Annotated in this window: 8 protein-coding genes; 3 read left to right on the forward strand and 5 right to left on the reverse strand. The window is 65.7% G+C overall.

Annotation, left to right across the window (positions count from 1 at the left end):
* Positions 1-142: 142 nt before the first annotated feature.
* The 3 genes from fusA to rpsL form a co-directional block, all read right to left on the reverse strand.
* Positions 143-2221: an elongation factor G gene (gene fusA / locus B4A39_RS14900; protein WP_292037354.1), complete on the reverse strand. Its 2079-nt coding sequence runs from the start codon at positions 2219-2221 to the stop codon at positions 143-145.
* 139 nt (positions 2222-2360) lie between these two features.
* Positions 2361-2834: a 30S ribosomal protein S7 gene (rpsG, locus tag B4A39_RS14905; RefSeq protein ID WP_201100533.1), complete on the reverse strand. Its 474-nt coding sequence runs from the start codon at positions 2832-2834 to the stop codon at positions 2361-2363.
* A 78-nt stretch (positions 2835-2912) separates the two neighbouring features.
* Complete coding sequence (gene rpsL / locus B4A39_RS14910) at positions 2913-3287, reverse strand: 30S ribosomal protein S12 (RefSeq protein ID WP_292037356.1); 375 nt, start codon at positions 3285-3287, stop codon at positions 2913-2915.
* 416 nt (positions 3288-3703) lie between these two features.
* On the opposite strand from rpsL, the gene B4A39_RS14915 reads away from it, so the two are divergent.
* Positions 3704-4756, forward strand: a complete 1053-nt coding sequence (locus B4A39_RS14915) for a hypothetical protein (protein ID WP_292037358.1) — start codon at positions 3704-3706, stop codon at positions 4754-4756.
* 112 nt (positions 4757-4868) lie between these two features.
* On the opposite strand, the gene rpoC is transcribed toward B4A39_RS14915, so the two are convergent.
* Together rpoC and rpoB are read right to left on the reverse strand one after the other, a co-directional pair.
* Positions 4869-9065, reverse strand: a complete 4197-nt coding sequence (gene rpoC, locus B4A39_RS14920; protein ID WP_292037359.1) for a DNA-directed RNA polymerase subunit beta' — start codon at positions 9063-9065, stop codon at positions 4869-4871.
* 101 nt (positions 9066-9166) lie between these two features.
* Positions 9167-13282, reverse strand: a complete 4116-nt coding sequence (rpoB, locus tag B4A39_RS14925) for a DNA-directed RNA polymerase subunit beta (protein ID WP_292037360.1) — start codon at positions 13280-13282, stop codon at positions 9167-9169.
* Between the two features lie 332 nt (positions 13283-13614).
* Between rpoB and B4A39_RS14930 the strand changes: the two genes are divergently transcribed.
* Together B4A39_RS14930 and B4A39_RS14935 are read left to right on the forward strand one after the other, a co-directional pair.
* Positions 13615-14136 carry an FKBP-type peptidyl-prolyl cis-trans isomerase gene (locus B4A39_RS14930; protein ID WP_292037361.1) on the forward strand — a complete coding sequence of 174 codons (522 nt, stop codon included), beginning with the start codon at positions 13615-13617 and terminating at the stop codon, positions 14134-14136.
* Between the two features lie 153 nt (positions 14137-14289).
* The gene (locus B4A39_RS14935) at positions 14290-14970 is read left to right on the forward strand and encodes a hypothetical protein (RefSeq protein ID WP_292037363.1); all 681 of its coding nucleotides are present in this window, start codon (positions 14290-14292) and stop codon (positions 14968-14970) included.
* Positions 14971-15103 lie beyond the last annotated feature (133 nt).

The raw sequence follows: 15103 nt of genomic DNA on the forward strand, positions 1-15103 counted from the left end.
TTCGAACTTTTCCTTGGCCATCTTCTAGCTCCTGGGTCCCCGAACCGGGGGTCCTATTGGTTTGGGGATGAAGGCGGGCGGTCTGCGCTCAAACCGCCCGGGTTTCAAGTGCGCCCGTCGCGAACGACGGGCGACAACGGGTTTAGGCGTACTTCTTGATCACTTCGTCGGCGACGTGTTGCGGCACCGGCTCGTAGTGGTCGTACTGCATGGTGAACTGGGCGCGGCCTTGCGACATGCCCCGCAGGGTGTTCACGTAGCCGAACATGTTCGCCAGCGGGACGAAGGCGTTCACGACAGTCGCGTTGCCGCGCATGTCCTGACCCTGGATCATGCCGCGACGGCCGTTCAGGTCGCCGATGACCGAGCCGAGGTATTCCTCGGGGGTCACGACCTCGACCGCCATGATCGGCTCGAGCAGCTTCGGTGCGCCCTTTTCCTTCAGTTCGCGGAAGGCGGCGCGGGCCGCGATTTCGAACGCCAGCACGCTGGAGTCGACGTCGTGGTACTTGCCGTCCGTCAGGGTCGCCTTGAAGTCGATCAGCGGGAAGCCGGCCAGCAGGCCGTTGTCCTTGACGGACTCCAGACCCTTTTCAACGCCCGGGATGTATTCCTTGGGCACTGCACCGCCGACGATCGAGTTCTCGAACACGAAGCCCGAGCCCGGCTCGCCGGGTTCGAAGGTGATCATGACGCGGGCGAACTGGCCCGTACCGCCGGTCTGCTTCTTGTGCGTGTAGTCGATGTCGACCTTGCGGCCGAGCGATTCACGATAGGCCACCTGCGGGGCGCCGATCGTGGCTTCGACCTTGTAGGTGCGCTTCAGGATGTCGATCTTGATGTCCAGGTGAAGCTCGCCCATGCCCTTCAGGATGGTCTGGCCCGACTCGTGGTCGGTCGAGACGGTGAAGGACGGATCTTCCGAAGCCAGCTTGGCCAGAGCCACGCCCAGCTTCTCCTGGTCGGCCTTGGTCTTGGGCTCGACCGAGATCTCGATCACGGGCGCCGGGAATTCCATCTTCTCGAGGATGACGGGCGACTTGATGGGATCGCACAGCGTGTCGCCGGTGCGGGTTTCCTTCAGGCCGGCCAGGGCGACGATGTCGCCGGCGTAGGCTTCCTTGATGTCCTCGCGGTTGTTCGAGTGCATCTGCAGCATGCGGCCGACGCGCTCTTTCTTGTCACGCGACGAGTTCAGCAGCGACATGCCGGTTTCCATCTTGCCCGAGTAGAGGCGGCAGAAGGTCAGCGAGCCGACGAAGGGGTCGTCCATGATCTTGAACGCCAGGACCGACAGGGGCTCGTCGTCCGACGCCTTGCGCACGATCGGCTCTTCGGTCTTGAAGTCGATGCCCGGGGTCGGCGGGATGTCGAGCGGCGACGGCAGGTAGTCGACGACGGCGTCGAGCAGCGTCTGCACGCCCTTGTTCTTGAACGCCGAGCCGCACAGGATCGGATAGAAGGCGCCGGTCAGCACGGCCTTACGGATGCACTTCTTCAGCGTTTCGACCGAAGGCTCTTCGCCGCCCAGGTAGGCTTCCATCGCCTCGTCGTCGAGTTCGACGGCGTTGTCGATCAGGTACTGGCGGGCTTCAACAGCCTTGTCCATCAGATCGGCCGGGATTTCGCCGACGGTGAAGTTGGCGCCCAGGGCGTCGTTGTCCCAGACGACCGAACGCATTTCGACGACGTCGACCAGGCCCGACAGCGAGCTTTCCGAACCGATCGGGAACTGGATCGGCACAGCCTTGGCGCCCAGGCGGTCGCGGATCGACTGGACCGAAGCGTCGAAGTCGGCGCCGATCTTGTCCATCTTGTTGACGAAGACGATGCGCGGCACCGAGTACTTGTCGGCCTGACGCCAGACGGTTTCGGTCTGCGGCTCGACGCCGGCGTTGCCGTCCAGCACCGTCACGGCGCCGTCGAGCACGCGCAGCGAACGCTCGACTTCAATGGTGAAGTCCACGTGGCCGGGGGTGTCGATGATGTTGAGGCGCTTTTCTTTCCAGAAAGCGGTCGTCGCGGCGGACGTGATGGTGATGCCGCGCTCTTGTTCCTGGTCCATCCAGTCCATGGTGGCGGCGCCGTCGTGGACTTCGCCGATCTTGTGGGACTTGCCGGTGTAGAACAGGATCCGCTCGGTCGTCGTCGTCTTGCCCGCGTCGATGTGGGCCATGATGCCGAAGTTGCGGTAGTCTTCGATTTTATGTGTGCGGGGCATTGGAGTTGCCTTCGGGGTGCTTCGCGGACGCGACGGGCGCCCAAGGTGATATTCGGATAAGACAGCGCGGGCGATTTAGCTCAAACCGCCCGCGCTTGATAGCCTCAGATAAGCGCGCCTGATGGCGCTTTGAAGACGCTTACCAGCGGTAGTGGCTGAAGGCGCGGTTGGCTTCGGCCATCTTGTGGGTGTCTTCGCGCTTCTTGACCGCGGTGCCGCGGTTGTTCGAGGCGTCCAGCAGCTCGGCGGCCAGCTTTTCCGTCATGGTGTTTTCACCGCGCTTGCGCGCAGCGTTCACCAGCCAGCGGATGGCCAGGGCGCGACGACGGTCCGGACGGACTTCGACCGGCACCTGGTAGGTGGCGCCGCCGACGCGACGCGAACGGACTTCGACCGACGGCGCGACGTTGTCGAGCGCGGTGTGGAAGGTTTCGACCGCAGTGTGGTCTTTCTTCTTCTCGGCCAGGATATCGAAGGCGCCATAGACGATGTTCTCGGCGACGGCCTTCTTACCTTCGTACATGACGTAGTTCATGAACTTGGTGACGATCAGATCGCCGAACTTGGGATCCGGCAGAACTTCACGCTTCTGGGCGCGGTGACGACGCGACATGGGTTATTCCTTGCAGTGCCCGGCAGGCGCCGGGAAAATCTCTGAGGGTCCAGACCAGCAGGCCTGAAAACGGTTCGCTTACTTCGGACGCTTGGTGCCGTAGTGCGAACGACGCTGCTTGCGGTCCTTGACGCCTTGCGTGTCGAGCACGCCGCGCAGGATGTGGTAACGCACGCCGGGCAAGTCCTTCACGCGGCCGCCGCGGATCAGAACAACCGAGTGCTCTTGCAGGTTGTGGCCTTCGCCGGGGATGTAGCAAACGGCTTCGTAGCCGTTCTTGGCCAGACGGACCTTGGCGACCTTACGCAGAGCCGAGTTCGGCTTCTTCGGGGTCGTGGTGTAGACGCGGGTGCAAACGCCGCGACGCTGGGGCGAACCTTCCAGAGCCGGGACCTTGTTACGGGTGGGCTTGGGCTTGCGCGGCTTGCGGATCAGTTGGTTGATCGTAGGCATACGATTGTCTCTTTTCGATATGGAGGCGTGTGCCTTTCGGCCGGGGCGCCTCATGAGCCTTCTTTTGGACAACGCCGAAGCGCGGCCCGGGTGTTGATCGAGTGAGCCGGGACAGCCAAACGAAAAAACCGGAACGCGCGCTTCGGGCGTTCCGGCGGGCACAGCCCGTCCGTTCAATTGTCTCGATCTCGACGGACGGCGAACCGCCCACGTCTCGAAAGTGCGCGCCGTTTACGCGCGATGGGTGAAGGCGTCAAGTGATTCAGCCTTTCGCCGCGCCCCGCCGCGCCTTGGCGCGCTGCGATTGGCCGCCTGCGGCGCGCCAAAAAGATCGCCGTTCCTTGGCTGGCGGATTCGCCGCTATATTGCCATGCTTGCCTTGGCATCATTCTCTCGACGAGGATTGGGGAGCCGCTATGAGCGTTGCAGTTCTGGCTCGGGCTCCGGCCCGGCGTCTGCGTCCCGGCGTGCGGCGCGGCCTATTGGCCGGCGCATCCCTCCTGATGCATGTGGTCGTCCTCGGCTCCATGGTGCTGCTGGCGGCCAGCGAGGACCATCCAGCGCCCCGGCCCGACCTCCAGCCGATCATCCAGGTCGAGATCGAACGCCCCACCCTGCCGCCGGAACCCCTGCCCGAGCCCCTGCCGGCGCCGCGCCTGGTCCCGCCGCTCCCGACCGAGGAGCCCCTGCCCGCCCCGGAACGGGCGACGCCCCTGCCCGAGCGCCCCAGTCCGACCATCGCGCCGCCTGCGCCGACGCCGACCCCCGCGCCGGTCGCCGCGCCCACGCCGCAGCCCGTCCCCGCCGCTCCGCCCAGGACAGCGCCCATCGCGCCGCCGGCGCCTCTGCCCACCCCGGCGCGCCCCTATGTGCCTGCGCCGACCCCGGCGCCGCCGGCCGCGGCCGAACGCGCCGCGCCCGCCCCCGCCCCGGTGACGACCCTTCGCCCCCGCAAGAAGGATGAGGACGAGGCGGACGGTCTGCCCGCCCCGCCCGCGCCGCGTCTCGCCAACCCCGCCCCCGGCGCGCCGTCGGCCGCGGCCTCGGGCGTGCCGGGCGTATCCGACGCCTGGCGGGTCGCGCCCGAGGGCCAGGACGGGCGCAACGCCCGCGCCCTGCGCACCTCGCCCGCGGGCTGCCCCTCGCGCGCCGTGCTCACGCCCGGCGAGCGCGCCATCTGCGATGAGCGCTTCAACGCCCGCGCCGCAGAGGGGGCCCAGCGCCCCATCACCGGCAGCGGCAACGCCGAGCGCGACGCCCGCTTCGCCCGCGAAGGCGCCCGCGAGATGCAGCGCTACGAGTCCCAAAGACGTCCGCTGTCGGGCGGCACGGGCGTCATGCCGCCGCAGGAATGCCCCGGCTCGAACTTCGGCGTGGGCTGCGCCGGCGCCCACCTCGATCCGTCCATGCGCCAGGGCGCAAGCACCAACGTTCGCCAGGACAGCAACAAGCCGCCCGAGCCTCGCTAGCCCCCATGGCGCCCCCCAGCCTCAAGCAGCCCGAAGGGCGGTAGGCCGGCGACAAAGAAAAAGGCGGCGCTGTCACCAGCGCCGCCTTCTTCAGTTTCGCTTCTGAAACGGATCAGTCGTCCGACTTTTCCAGTTCCAGGGCCAGATCGGCCGGCAGCGGCTCGATCGCGTCTTCGCGGGCCTGGGTCAGTTCCGCGTCGCGCTGGTTGGCCAGCTTCTGCAGCGAGCGCAGATAGGCGCCCGTGCCCGCCGGGATCAAGCGGCCGACGATGACGTTTTCCTTCAGGCCTTCCAGCATGTCCTTCTTGCCGTGGACCGAGGCGTCGGTGAGGACGCGGGTGGTCTCCTGGAAGGACGCCGCCGAGATGAAGCTGCGGGTCTGCAGCGACGCCTTGGTGATGCCCAGCAGGACGGGCTGCGTGGTGGCCAGACGACCGCCGCGCTTCTCGACCTTGGCGTTTTCCAGAGCGGCTTCGGCCACTTCGACGGTGTCGCCGCGGATCAGGGTGGTTTCACCCGAATCCAGGACTTCCACCTTCTGCAGCATCTGACGGACGATGACTTCGATGTGCTTGTCGTTGATCGGCACGCCTTGCAGTCGATAGACCTCCTGCACTTCGTTCACCAGATACTCGGCCAGCGCCTCGACGCCCTGGATGCGCAGCAGGTCGTGCGGATCCGGGTTGCCGTCGATGATGTAGTCGCCCTTCTGGATCAGATCGCCGTCGTGGACGGAGATGTGCTTGCCCTTCGGGATCAGGAACTCGACCGCCTCGGCCTGGTTGCCGTCGGCGTCCAGTTCCGGGGTGATCTTGATGCGACGCTTGTTCTTGTAGTCGCGACCGAACTCAACGCGGCCATCCATTTCGGCGATGACGGCGCAGTCCTTCGGACGACGGGCTTCGAACAGTTCGGCGACTCGCGGCAGACCGCCGGTGATGTCGCGGGTCTTGGCGCCTTCGGTCGGAACACGGGCGATGATCTCGCCCGGCTTGACCTCGTCGCCGTTCGACACGGACAGAACGGCGCCCACGGGCAGCAGGTAGCGGGCGTCAGAGCCCGAGGCCAGCTTGGCGTAGGTGTCGCCGGTCGTGACGCCCATGGCCGGACGCAGGTCCGAACCGCGGGGGCTGGCGCGCCAGTCGGAAACCACGCGCTGGGCGATGCCCGTTGCTTCGTCGGTTTCTTCGCGGACGGACAGGCCGTCGACCAGGTCTTCGAAGCGGATCACGCCGCCGACTTCGGTCAGGATCGGGGTGGTGTAGGGGTCCCACTCCGCCAGACGTTGGCCCTTGGCGATGTCCGCGCCTTCCTTGACGCGGATGCGGGCGCCGTACGGGACCTTGTGGGTCTCGCGGTCCTTGCCGTCCACGACCACGATGACGACGACGTTGCGGCTCAGAGCCACCAGGTCGCCGTGCGCCGCCGTAACGGTCGGGCCGACGATCTTGGCCTTACCGGCGTTGGTCGCCTCGTAGAACGAGGTTTCCGCCACCTGGGCCGTACCGCCGATGTGGAAGGTACGCATCGTCAGCTGGGTGCCCGGCTCGCCGATCGACTGGGCGGCGATGACGCCGACCGCTTCGCCGATGTTGACGTTGGTGCCGCGCGCCAGGTCACGGCCGTAGCACATGCCGCAGATGCCGGCTTCGGCTTCACAGGTCAGGGCCGAACGGACCTTGATCGACTGAACGCCGGCCGCGTCGATGGCCTCGATCTCTTCTTCCTGCAGATAGGTGTCGGCAGGGAACAGGACCTTGTCGCCGCCGGGCTCCTTGATGTCCTCGGCCGCATAGCGACCCAGGACCCGCTGGCCCAGCGAGACCAGCACGTCGCCGCCTTCGACGACGGCGCGCAGGGTGATGCCGCGCGTCGAGCCGCAGTCTTCCTCGGTGACGATGGAGTCCTGCGCCACGTCCACCAGACGACGGGTCAGGTAACCCGAGTTGGCGGTCTTCAGCGCGGTGTCGGCCAGACCCTTACGGGCGCCGTGGGTGGAGTTGAAGTATTCAAGGACGGTCAGGCCTTCCTTGAAGTTCGAGATGATCGGCGTCTCGATGATCTCGCCCGAAGGCTTGGCCATCAGGCCGCGCATGCCGCCCAGCTGCTTCATCTGGGCTTGCGAACCACGGGCGCCGGAGTTGGCCATCATGAAGACGGAGTTGATGTCCGGCTCCTGGCCCTTGATCAGGACGCGAGGCTGGGCGATCTCGCCCATCATCTCGTCAGCGATCTTGTCCGTGGCCTTGGCCCAGGCGTCGACGACCTTGTTGTACTTCTCGCCCTTGGTGATGAGGCCGTCAGCATACTGCTGCTCGTACTCTTCGACCTGGGTGCGGGTTTCCGCGACCATCTGTTCCTTCTTGGCCGGGATGACGATGTCGTCCTTGCCCACGGAAATGCCGGCCTTGGCGGCTTCACGGAAGCCCAGCTGCATCATCTGGTCGGCGAAGATGACCGTCGCCTTCTGACCGCAGTGACGATAGACCTGATCGATCAGGTTACCGATTTCCTTCTTGGTCAGGTTCTTGTCGAGCAGGCCGTAGCCGATGTTGGCGTTGTGCGGCAGCAGCGCGCCCAGCTTCATCCGGCCCGGGGTCGTGTCGATGACCTTGGTGACGACTTCGCCAGCCGCGTTCATCTCGGTCCAGCGCGCCTTGATCTTGGTGTGCAGGCCGACGACCTTGGCGTCCAGGGCGGCGTCGATCTCGCCCATGTTGGCGAACAGCTTGCCCTCGCCCGGCTGGTTATCCTTGACCAGCGACAGGTAGTACAGACCCAGGACGATGTCCTGCGACGGCACGATGATCGGCTTGCCGTTGGCGGGCGACAGGATGTTGTTCGTCGACATCATCAGGACGCGCGCTTCGAGTTGCGCTTCCAGCGACAGCGGGACGTGAACAGCCATCTGGTCGCCGTCGAAGTCGGCGTTGAAGGCGGTGCAGACCAGCGGGTGCAGGCGGATGGCCTTGCCCTCGATCAGCTTCGGCTCGAACGCCTGGATGCCCAGACGGTGAAGCGTCGGCGCGCGGTTCAGCATGACCGGGTGCTCGCGGATCACCTCTTCGAGGATGTCCCACACCTGCGGCTGCTCGCGCTCGACCATGCGCTTGGACTGCTTGACGGTGCCCGACAGGCCCTTGGCGTCCAGACGCGCATAGATGAACGGCTTGAACAGCTCGAGCGCCATCTTCTTCGGCAGGCCGCACTCGTGCAGCTTCAGCTCGGGACCCACGGTGATGACCGAACGGCCCGAGTAGTCCACGCGCTTGCCCAGCAGGTTCTGGCGGAAGCGACCCTGCTTGCCCTTCAGCATGTCGGCCAGCGACTTCAGCGGACGCTTGTTGGCGCCCGTGATCACGCGACCGCGGCGGCCGTTGTCGAACAGGGCGTCGACCGATTCCTGCAGCATCCGCTTTTCGTTGCGGATGATGATGTCCGGCGCGCGCAGCTCGATCAGGCGCTTCAGGCGGTTGTTACGGTTGATGACCCGGCGATACAGGTCGTTCAGGTCCGACGTCGCAAAGCGGCCGCCGTCCAGCGGCACCAGCGGACGCAGTTCCGGCGGGATGACCGGGACGATCGTCAGGATCATCCACTCCGGCTTGTTGCCGGATTCCAGGAAGGCCTCGATCAGCTTCAGGCGCTTGGACGCCTTCTTGGCCTTCATTTCCGACGGGTTGTCGGCCAGCTCGCCGCGATGGCGCTCGGCCTCGGCGTTCAGGTCGATGCCCATCAGCAGGTTGCGGACGGCCTCAGCGCCGATTTCAGCCGTGAAGCCGTCGTCGCCGTATTCTTCCTGGTAGCGATAGAACTCGTCTTCCGTCAGCAGTTGGTTCTGCTTCAGCGGGGTCAGACCCGGCTCGGTGACGATGTAGTTCTCGAAATACAGGACGCGCTCGACGTCCTTCAGCGCCATGTCCAGCATCAGCGAGATGCGCGACGGCAGCGACTTCAGGAACCAGATGTGGGCGACCGGGGCGGCCAGGTCGATGTGACCCATGCGCTCGCGGCGAACGCGAGCCAGCGTGACTTCAACGCCGCACTTCTCGCAGATGATGCCCTTGTACTTCATGCGCTTGTACTTGCCGCACAGGCATTCGTAGTCCTTGGTCGGGCCAAAGATACGGGCGCAGAACAGACCGTCACGCTCGGGCTTGAACGTGCGGTAGTTGATGGTTTCCGGCTTCTTGATCTCGCCGAACGACCACGACCGGATCTTCTCCGGCGAAGCCAGGGCGATCTTGATCTGGTCGAAGGTCGGCGTGACCGGGACCGGGTTGAAGATGTTCAGGACTTCCTGGTTCATCTTTTTTCCTTCTGCGGGAATGCCCCGCGAAAATTCATTCAGAGAGGAGAGGCGGTCGGACCGCCCTCCCCCGCCATGCGGGAGAGGGCTTCAGCTTCCGATCAGCTGTTCTCCAGCTCCACGTTCAGACCCAGCGAGCGCATTTCCTTGATGAGCACGTTGAAGCTCTCGGGAATGCCGGCTTCGAAGCTGTCGTCGCCACGGACGATGGCCTCGTAGACCTTGGTGCGGCCGGCCACGTCGTCGGACTTGACCGTCAGCATCTCCTGCAGGGTGTAGGCGGCGCCATAGGCTTCCAGAGCCCAGACCTCCATTTCCCCGAAGCGCTGACCGCCGAACTGCGCCTTACCGCCCAGCGGCTGCTGGGTGACGAGCGAGTACGGGCCGATGGAGCGGGCGTGGATCTTGTCGTCGACCAGGTGGTGCAGCTTCAGCATGTAGACGTAGCCGACCGTGACCGGGCGCTTGAACTGCTCGCCCGTCTGGCCGTCGAACAGGATCGACTGACCCGAACGATCCAGACCGGCCGATTCCAGCAGGTCCTCGATGTCCGAGATGTGCGCGCCGTCGAAGACCGGGGTCGCGAAGGGCACGCCCTTGGCCAGGTTCTGGGCCAGCTCGATCAGCTCTTCGTCGCTCTGCGGCAGCGGAGTATCGGCGCCGTAGATTTCGGTCAGACGTGACACCAGGGCGTCGCGCATGCCGCCGTCCATCCACTGCTCGAGCAGACCGGAGATCTGCTTGCCGAGGCCAGCAGCGGCCCAACCCAGGTGGGTCTCGAAGATCTGGCCGATGTTCATGCGCGACGGCACACCCAGCGGGTTCAGAACGATGTCGACGTGGGTGCCGTCGTCCAGGTGCGGCATGTCCTCGATCGGCAGGATCTTGGAAATGACGCCCTTGTTGCCGTGACGGCCGGCCATCTTGTCCCCGGGCTGAAGCTTGCGCTTCACGGCCACGAAGACCTTGACCATCTTCATCACGCCAGGCGGCAGCTCGTCGCCGCGCTGCAGCTTCTCGACCTTGTCCTCGAAGCGGCGGTCGAGCGCCTTACGGGCGTCCTCGAACTGCTTCTTCATGGCTTCCAGCTCGCCCATCGACTTCTCGTCGTCGAGCGCGACCTGCCACCACAGGCCCTTGGACACTTCGGCCAGCTTCTCTTCGGTCACGGCGCCGCGACCCATGCCCTTCGGGCCCGAGACGGCGTCCTTGCCGAGCAGCAGCGGCTTCAGGCGGCCATAGACGTTGCGCTCCAGGATCTTGAGCTCATCGTCGCGGTCCTTGCCGAGGCGTTCGATTTCGGCGCGTTCGATCGCCACGGCGCGTTCGTCCTTGTCGACGCCGTGACGGTTGAAGACGCGCACGTCGACGACCGTGCCGGCGACGCCGGGCGGCAGACGCAGCGAGGTGTCGCGGACGTCCGAAGCCTTCTCGCCGAAGATGGCGCGCAGCAGCTTCTCTTCCGGCGTCATCGGGCTCTCGCCCTTCGGCGTGACCTTGCCGCACAGGATGTCGCCCGGCTGGACTTCGGCGCCGATGGCCACGATGCCCGCTTCGTCGAGGTTGCGCAGGGCCTCCTCGCCGACGTTGGGGATGTCGCGGGTGATTTCTTCCGGCCCAAGCTTCGTGTCACGCGCCATCACTTCGAATTCCTCGAGGTGGATGGAGGTGAAGATGTCGTCGCGCACGATGCGCTCGGAGATCAGGATGGAGTCTTCGAAGTTGTAGCCGTTCCAGGGCATGTAGGCGACCAGGACGTTACGGCCCAGGGCCAGTTCGCCCAGGTCCGTCGACGGGCCGTCAGCGATGACGTCGCCGGCCTTCACTTCATCGCCCACGCGCACGATCGGGCGCTGGTTGATGCAGGTCGACTGGTTCGAGCGCTGGAACTTCGACAGGCGATAGATGTCGACGCCCGAACGGCCCGCGTCCACGTCGCCGGTGGCGCGCAGAACGATACGCGTGCCGTCGATCTGCTCGACCACGCCGTCACGACGGGCGATCACGACCGCGCCGGAGTCCACGGCCACGACCGCTTCCATGCCGGTGCCGACCAGCGGCGCGTCCGACTGCACCAGAGGCACGGCCTGACGTTGCATGTTGGCGCCCATCAGTGCGCGGTTGGCGTCGTCGTTTTCCAGGAAGGGGATCAGGGCCGCAGCGACCGAAACGACCTGCTTCGGCGACACGTCCATCATGTCGACGTCGGCCTTGGTCAGCAGCTGGGATTCGCCGTTGATCCGGCCGGGGACCAGGTCCTCGACGATCTCGCCCGCCTTCAGCTCGATGTTGGACTGGGCGATGACGTGCTTCGCCTCTTCCATGGCCGAGATGTAGACCACCTCGTCCGTGGCCTTGCCTTCCTTCACGCGGCGATAGGGGCTCTCGATGAAGCCGTACTTGTTGACGCGCGCGTGGGTGGCCAGCGAGTTGATCAGACCGATGTTCGGGCCTTCCGGCGTTTCGATCGGGCAGATGCGGCCATAGTGGGTCGGGTGAACGTCGCGGACTTCAAAGCCGGCGCGCTCACGGGTCAGACCGCCCGGGCCAAGCGCCGAAAGGCGACGCTTGTGGGTGATCTCCGACAGCGGGTTGGTCTGGTCCATGAACTGCGACAGCTGCGAAGAGCCGAAGAATTCACGCACAGCCGCCGCGGCCGGCTTGGCGTTGATCAGGTCGTGCGGCATGACCGTGTCGATATCGACCGAGCTCATGCGCTCCTTGATGGCGCGCTCCATGCGCAGCAGACCGACGCGGTACTGGTTTTCCAGCAGCTCGCCGACCGAACGGACGCGACGGTTGCCCAGGTTGTCGATGTCGTCGATCTCGCCTCGGCCGTCCTTCAGGCCGACCAGGATCTGCAGCACCTTCAGCACGTCGTCCTTTTGCAGGACGCGGATTTCGTCGGAAACCTCGGGGGTCTCCAGACGCATGTTCATCTTGACCCGGCCCACGGCCGACAGGTCGTAGCGCTCGCTGTCGAAGAACAGCGAGTTGAACATGGCCTCGGCGGCTTCCGGGGTCGGCGGCTCGCCCGGGCGCATGACGCGATAGATGTCGAACAGGGCGTCTTCACGACCCGTGTTCTTGTCCACGCGCAGGGTGTTGCGCATGTAGGCGCCGACCGTGACGTGGTCGATGTCCAGCACGTCGATGGTGGTGAAGCCGTGCTCTTCCAGCAGGGCGATCGCCTCGGCGTCCAGCTCGTCGCCGGCCTCGGCGTAGATCTCGCCGGTCTCGTAGTTGACGGCGTCGGCGGCCAGATACTTGGTCAGCAGGGCGTCAGCGGCCAGCGACAGCGACACCAGGCCGCCGTCAGCCAGCTTCTTGGCGGCGCGGGCGCTGATCTTCTGACCAGCCTGCGCGACCACTTCGCCGGTGTCGGCGTCGACCAGGTCGAACTCCGGCTTCACGCCGCGCCAGCGTTCCGGCTTGTAGGGCGTGACCCAGCCTTCGCCGCGCTTCTCGTAGGGGACGGTCTCGTAGAAGGTCTTGAGGATTTCCTCGCCGTCCATGCCCAGGGCCAGCAGGAAGCTGGTGGCCGGCAGTTTGCGGCGACGATCGATACGGACGAAGACCACGTCCTTGGCGTCGAACTCGAAGTCGAGCCACGAACCACGGTAGGGAATGACGCGGGCGGCGAACAGCAGCTTGCCCGACGAGTGGGTCTTGCCCTTGTCGTGGTCGAAGAAGACGCCCGGCGAGCGGTGCATCTGCGAGACGATCACGCGCTCGGTGCCGTTGACGATGAAGGTGCCCTTGTCCGTCATGAGCGGGATGTCGCCCATGTAGACGTCCTGCTCCTTGATGTCCTTGACCGAACGGGCGCCCGTTTCTTCCTCGGTCTCAAAGACGATCAGGCGCAGCTTGACCTTCAGCGGCGCGGCATAGGTCATGTCGCGCTGGATGCATTCCTCGACGTCGTACTTGGGGTCCTCGAACTCGTAGGACACGTACTCCAGGACGGCGCGCTCGTTGAAGTCCTTGATCGGGAAGACCGACTTGAAGACCGCCTCGATGCCCTGGTCCTTGCGGATCCCGCTGCGCACTTCGCGCTGCAGGAACTGCTCGTAGGAAGCGCGCTGAACCTCGATCAGGTTCGGCATCTTCACCGCTTCGGGAATACGCCCGAACGAGTGACGAATGCGCTTCTTTCCGGTGAACGAGGTGGCGGAGGCGATCTTACCCAGGGCGAGACCGTCAGTGGAGTTTGCCATTCTGTTTTCCCAATCGCGAGCCCATCCCACAAAGGAATGAGAGCCCGACGTCAATGCAGCAGCCACGGCCCGCCCTTCGGCGATCCGTGACCGTATGTTCTCGCGGCGTCCACCCTCGACCCACTGCGGGATCAGGACGCCTTATATGCCCGCTCCTTGGGAAAGGAGCGACGCCTTCGCACCGGTCGGAGGGCGACAAACCGGGCCTCGGCGCTTTCGCGCGGGATTCATGGAATCTGCGGAGCGCGCATATATACGCCGATCTCCGGCGAAATAAAGGCCTTCCAAGACGGCAGGTGACAGTTTCGTCCGGCATGATAAGCCTGACGGTTATGAACCGTATCGCCCTGCCCGCCCTCGCTGCGGCCGCCGCCGCCCTGACCCTGTCCGCCTGCGCCTCCGCGCCCGCCACCGTCGCCCAGGTCGTGCCGCAGGGCCCCGCCACCCAGGAGAACTGGGAGGTCGGCCAGACCGCCTATCTGATGTGGAACGGCCAGCGCAGAGGCTGGACCACCACGCCCTCCGGCCTGCAATATCGTCGCGTCGGCAAGGCGCGGCCGAACGGCGTGCAGCCCACGGCGACCGACACGGTCAAGGTCCACTATCGCGGCACCTTCATCGACGGCCGCGAGTTCGACAGCTCCTACAGCCGTAACGAACCGGCCAGCTTCCCGCTGAACCGCGTCATCAAGGGCTGGACCGAGGGCGTCGCCCTGATGCGCGTCGGCGAGACCTACGAGTTCGTCATCCCCGCCGATCTGGCCTACGGCGCCCGCTGGATGGGAACCGAGATTCCCGCCAATTCGACCCTGCGCTTCACCGTCGAACTGCTGGACGTGAACCCGGCGGGCTGAGCCCCATTTCTTTGGGGAGAAGCGCCTGCCATGGGCGCCATCCCCGCCCCGCCATCCTAATGCGCCGGTCCAATCCCTTGTCGCGCACGGGATTGGCGCCGCGCCGCGCCTCTTCCGCTCGCCCTACCCGCCGCGCGCCCTAGGCTTGCGGGCATGAGCAGCTATTCTGAAAACCCGCCTCCGGCGCGCACCCGTCGCTCCGCCGATCTGTGGGCCCTGGCCCGCGCCGACTATCTGGCGGGCGGCAGCGCGCCCGAGGTCTGCGAACGGCACGGCCTCAGCCTGTCGACCTTCCGTCACCGCGCCCGCGTCGAGGGCTGGCGACGGGTCGATCAGATCGAAACGCCCGTGGACGCCCCCTTCGTCTATGAGCGCGAGCCTGACCCCGGCGACTGGCGCAACTTCGCCGACGAACTGGATCGTCCTGTCCCGGTGGAGGGCATGCGGCCGCCACCCGCGGACTGCGAAGTCCATGACGGCTTCGGCGCTCGCCCGCTTCGCGTCGCGCCGCCCGTGCCGCCGCCCGTCGATTTCGACCTCCACGGTCCGGGCGAGGTCCTGATGGAAGCCTACGCCACGCCCGGCGAACTGGCCGACCTCGCCTGGCTCAACGCCGAACACGCCATCCGCGCCGGACGCATGATCGAGGCGCGCGGCTGGACGCGCATCCACCGCGACCTCGCCGCCACCAGCCGCCACGCCCCCGAAACCCGGCTGACCCATGTGCGCAACGATCTCCTGCGCGTCGAACAGGAAAAGCGGAAGGAACGGGCCCGGCTGGCGGACCTCCAGCATCAGATCGCCTTGGCCCGCCAGGCGACGGAGCAGCCCTGACCCGCCCCGCCGATTGCACCAATTGCACCGTTTTTTTCGCTGCACCGTGCAATCCCGCCCACCCTCGCTTGACGCGCGGTGCGACAAATTGTGCTCTGCGGCCCAGTTCGGGCCGCGTTGGGGCGGCCGCCGA

This window comes from Brevundimonas sp. UBA4553 (assembly GCF_002387245.1).
GTDB lineage: Bacteria > Pseudomonadota > Alphaproteobacteria > Caulobacterales > Caulobacteraceae > Brevundimonas.

What these genes read in the sequence shown, in the direction of transcription:
- fusA (WP_292037354.1), bottom strand. Translation starts at nt 2,221, where the DNA reads ATGCCCCGCACACATAAAATCGAAGACTACCGCAACTTCGGCATCATG.
- rpsG (WP_201100533.1), bottom strand. Translation starts at nt 2,834, where the DNA reads ATGTCGCGTCGTCACCGCGCCCAGAAGCGTGAAGTTCTGCCGGATCCC.
- rpsL (WP_292037356.1), bottom strand. Translation starts at nt 3,287, where the DNA reads ATGCCTACGATCAACCAACTGATCCGCAAGCCGCGCAAGCCCAAGCCC.
- B4A39_RS14915 (WP_292037358.1), top strand. Translation starts at nt 3,704, where the DNA reads ATGAGCGTTGCAGTTCTGGCTCGGGCTCCGGCCCGGCGTCTGCGTCCC.
- rpoC (WP_292037359.1), bottom strand. Translation starts at nt 9,065, where the DNA reads ATGAACCAGGAAGTCCTGAACATCTTCAACCCGGTCCCGGTCACGCCG.
- rpoB (WP_292037360.1), bottom strand. Translation starts at nt 13,282, where the DNA reads ATGGCAAACTCCACTGACGGTCTCGCCCTGGGTAAGATCGCCTCCGCC.
- B4A39_RS14930 (WP_292037361.1), top strand. Translation starts at nt 13,615, where the DNA reads ATGAACCGTATCGCCCTGCCCGCCCTCGCTGCGGCCGCCGCCGCCCTG.
- B4A39_RS14935 (WP_292037363.1), top strand. Translation starts at nt 14,290, where the DNA reads ATGAGCAGCTATTCTGAAAACCCGCCTCCGGCGCGCACCCGTCGCTCC.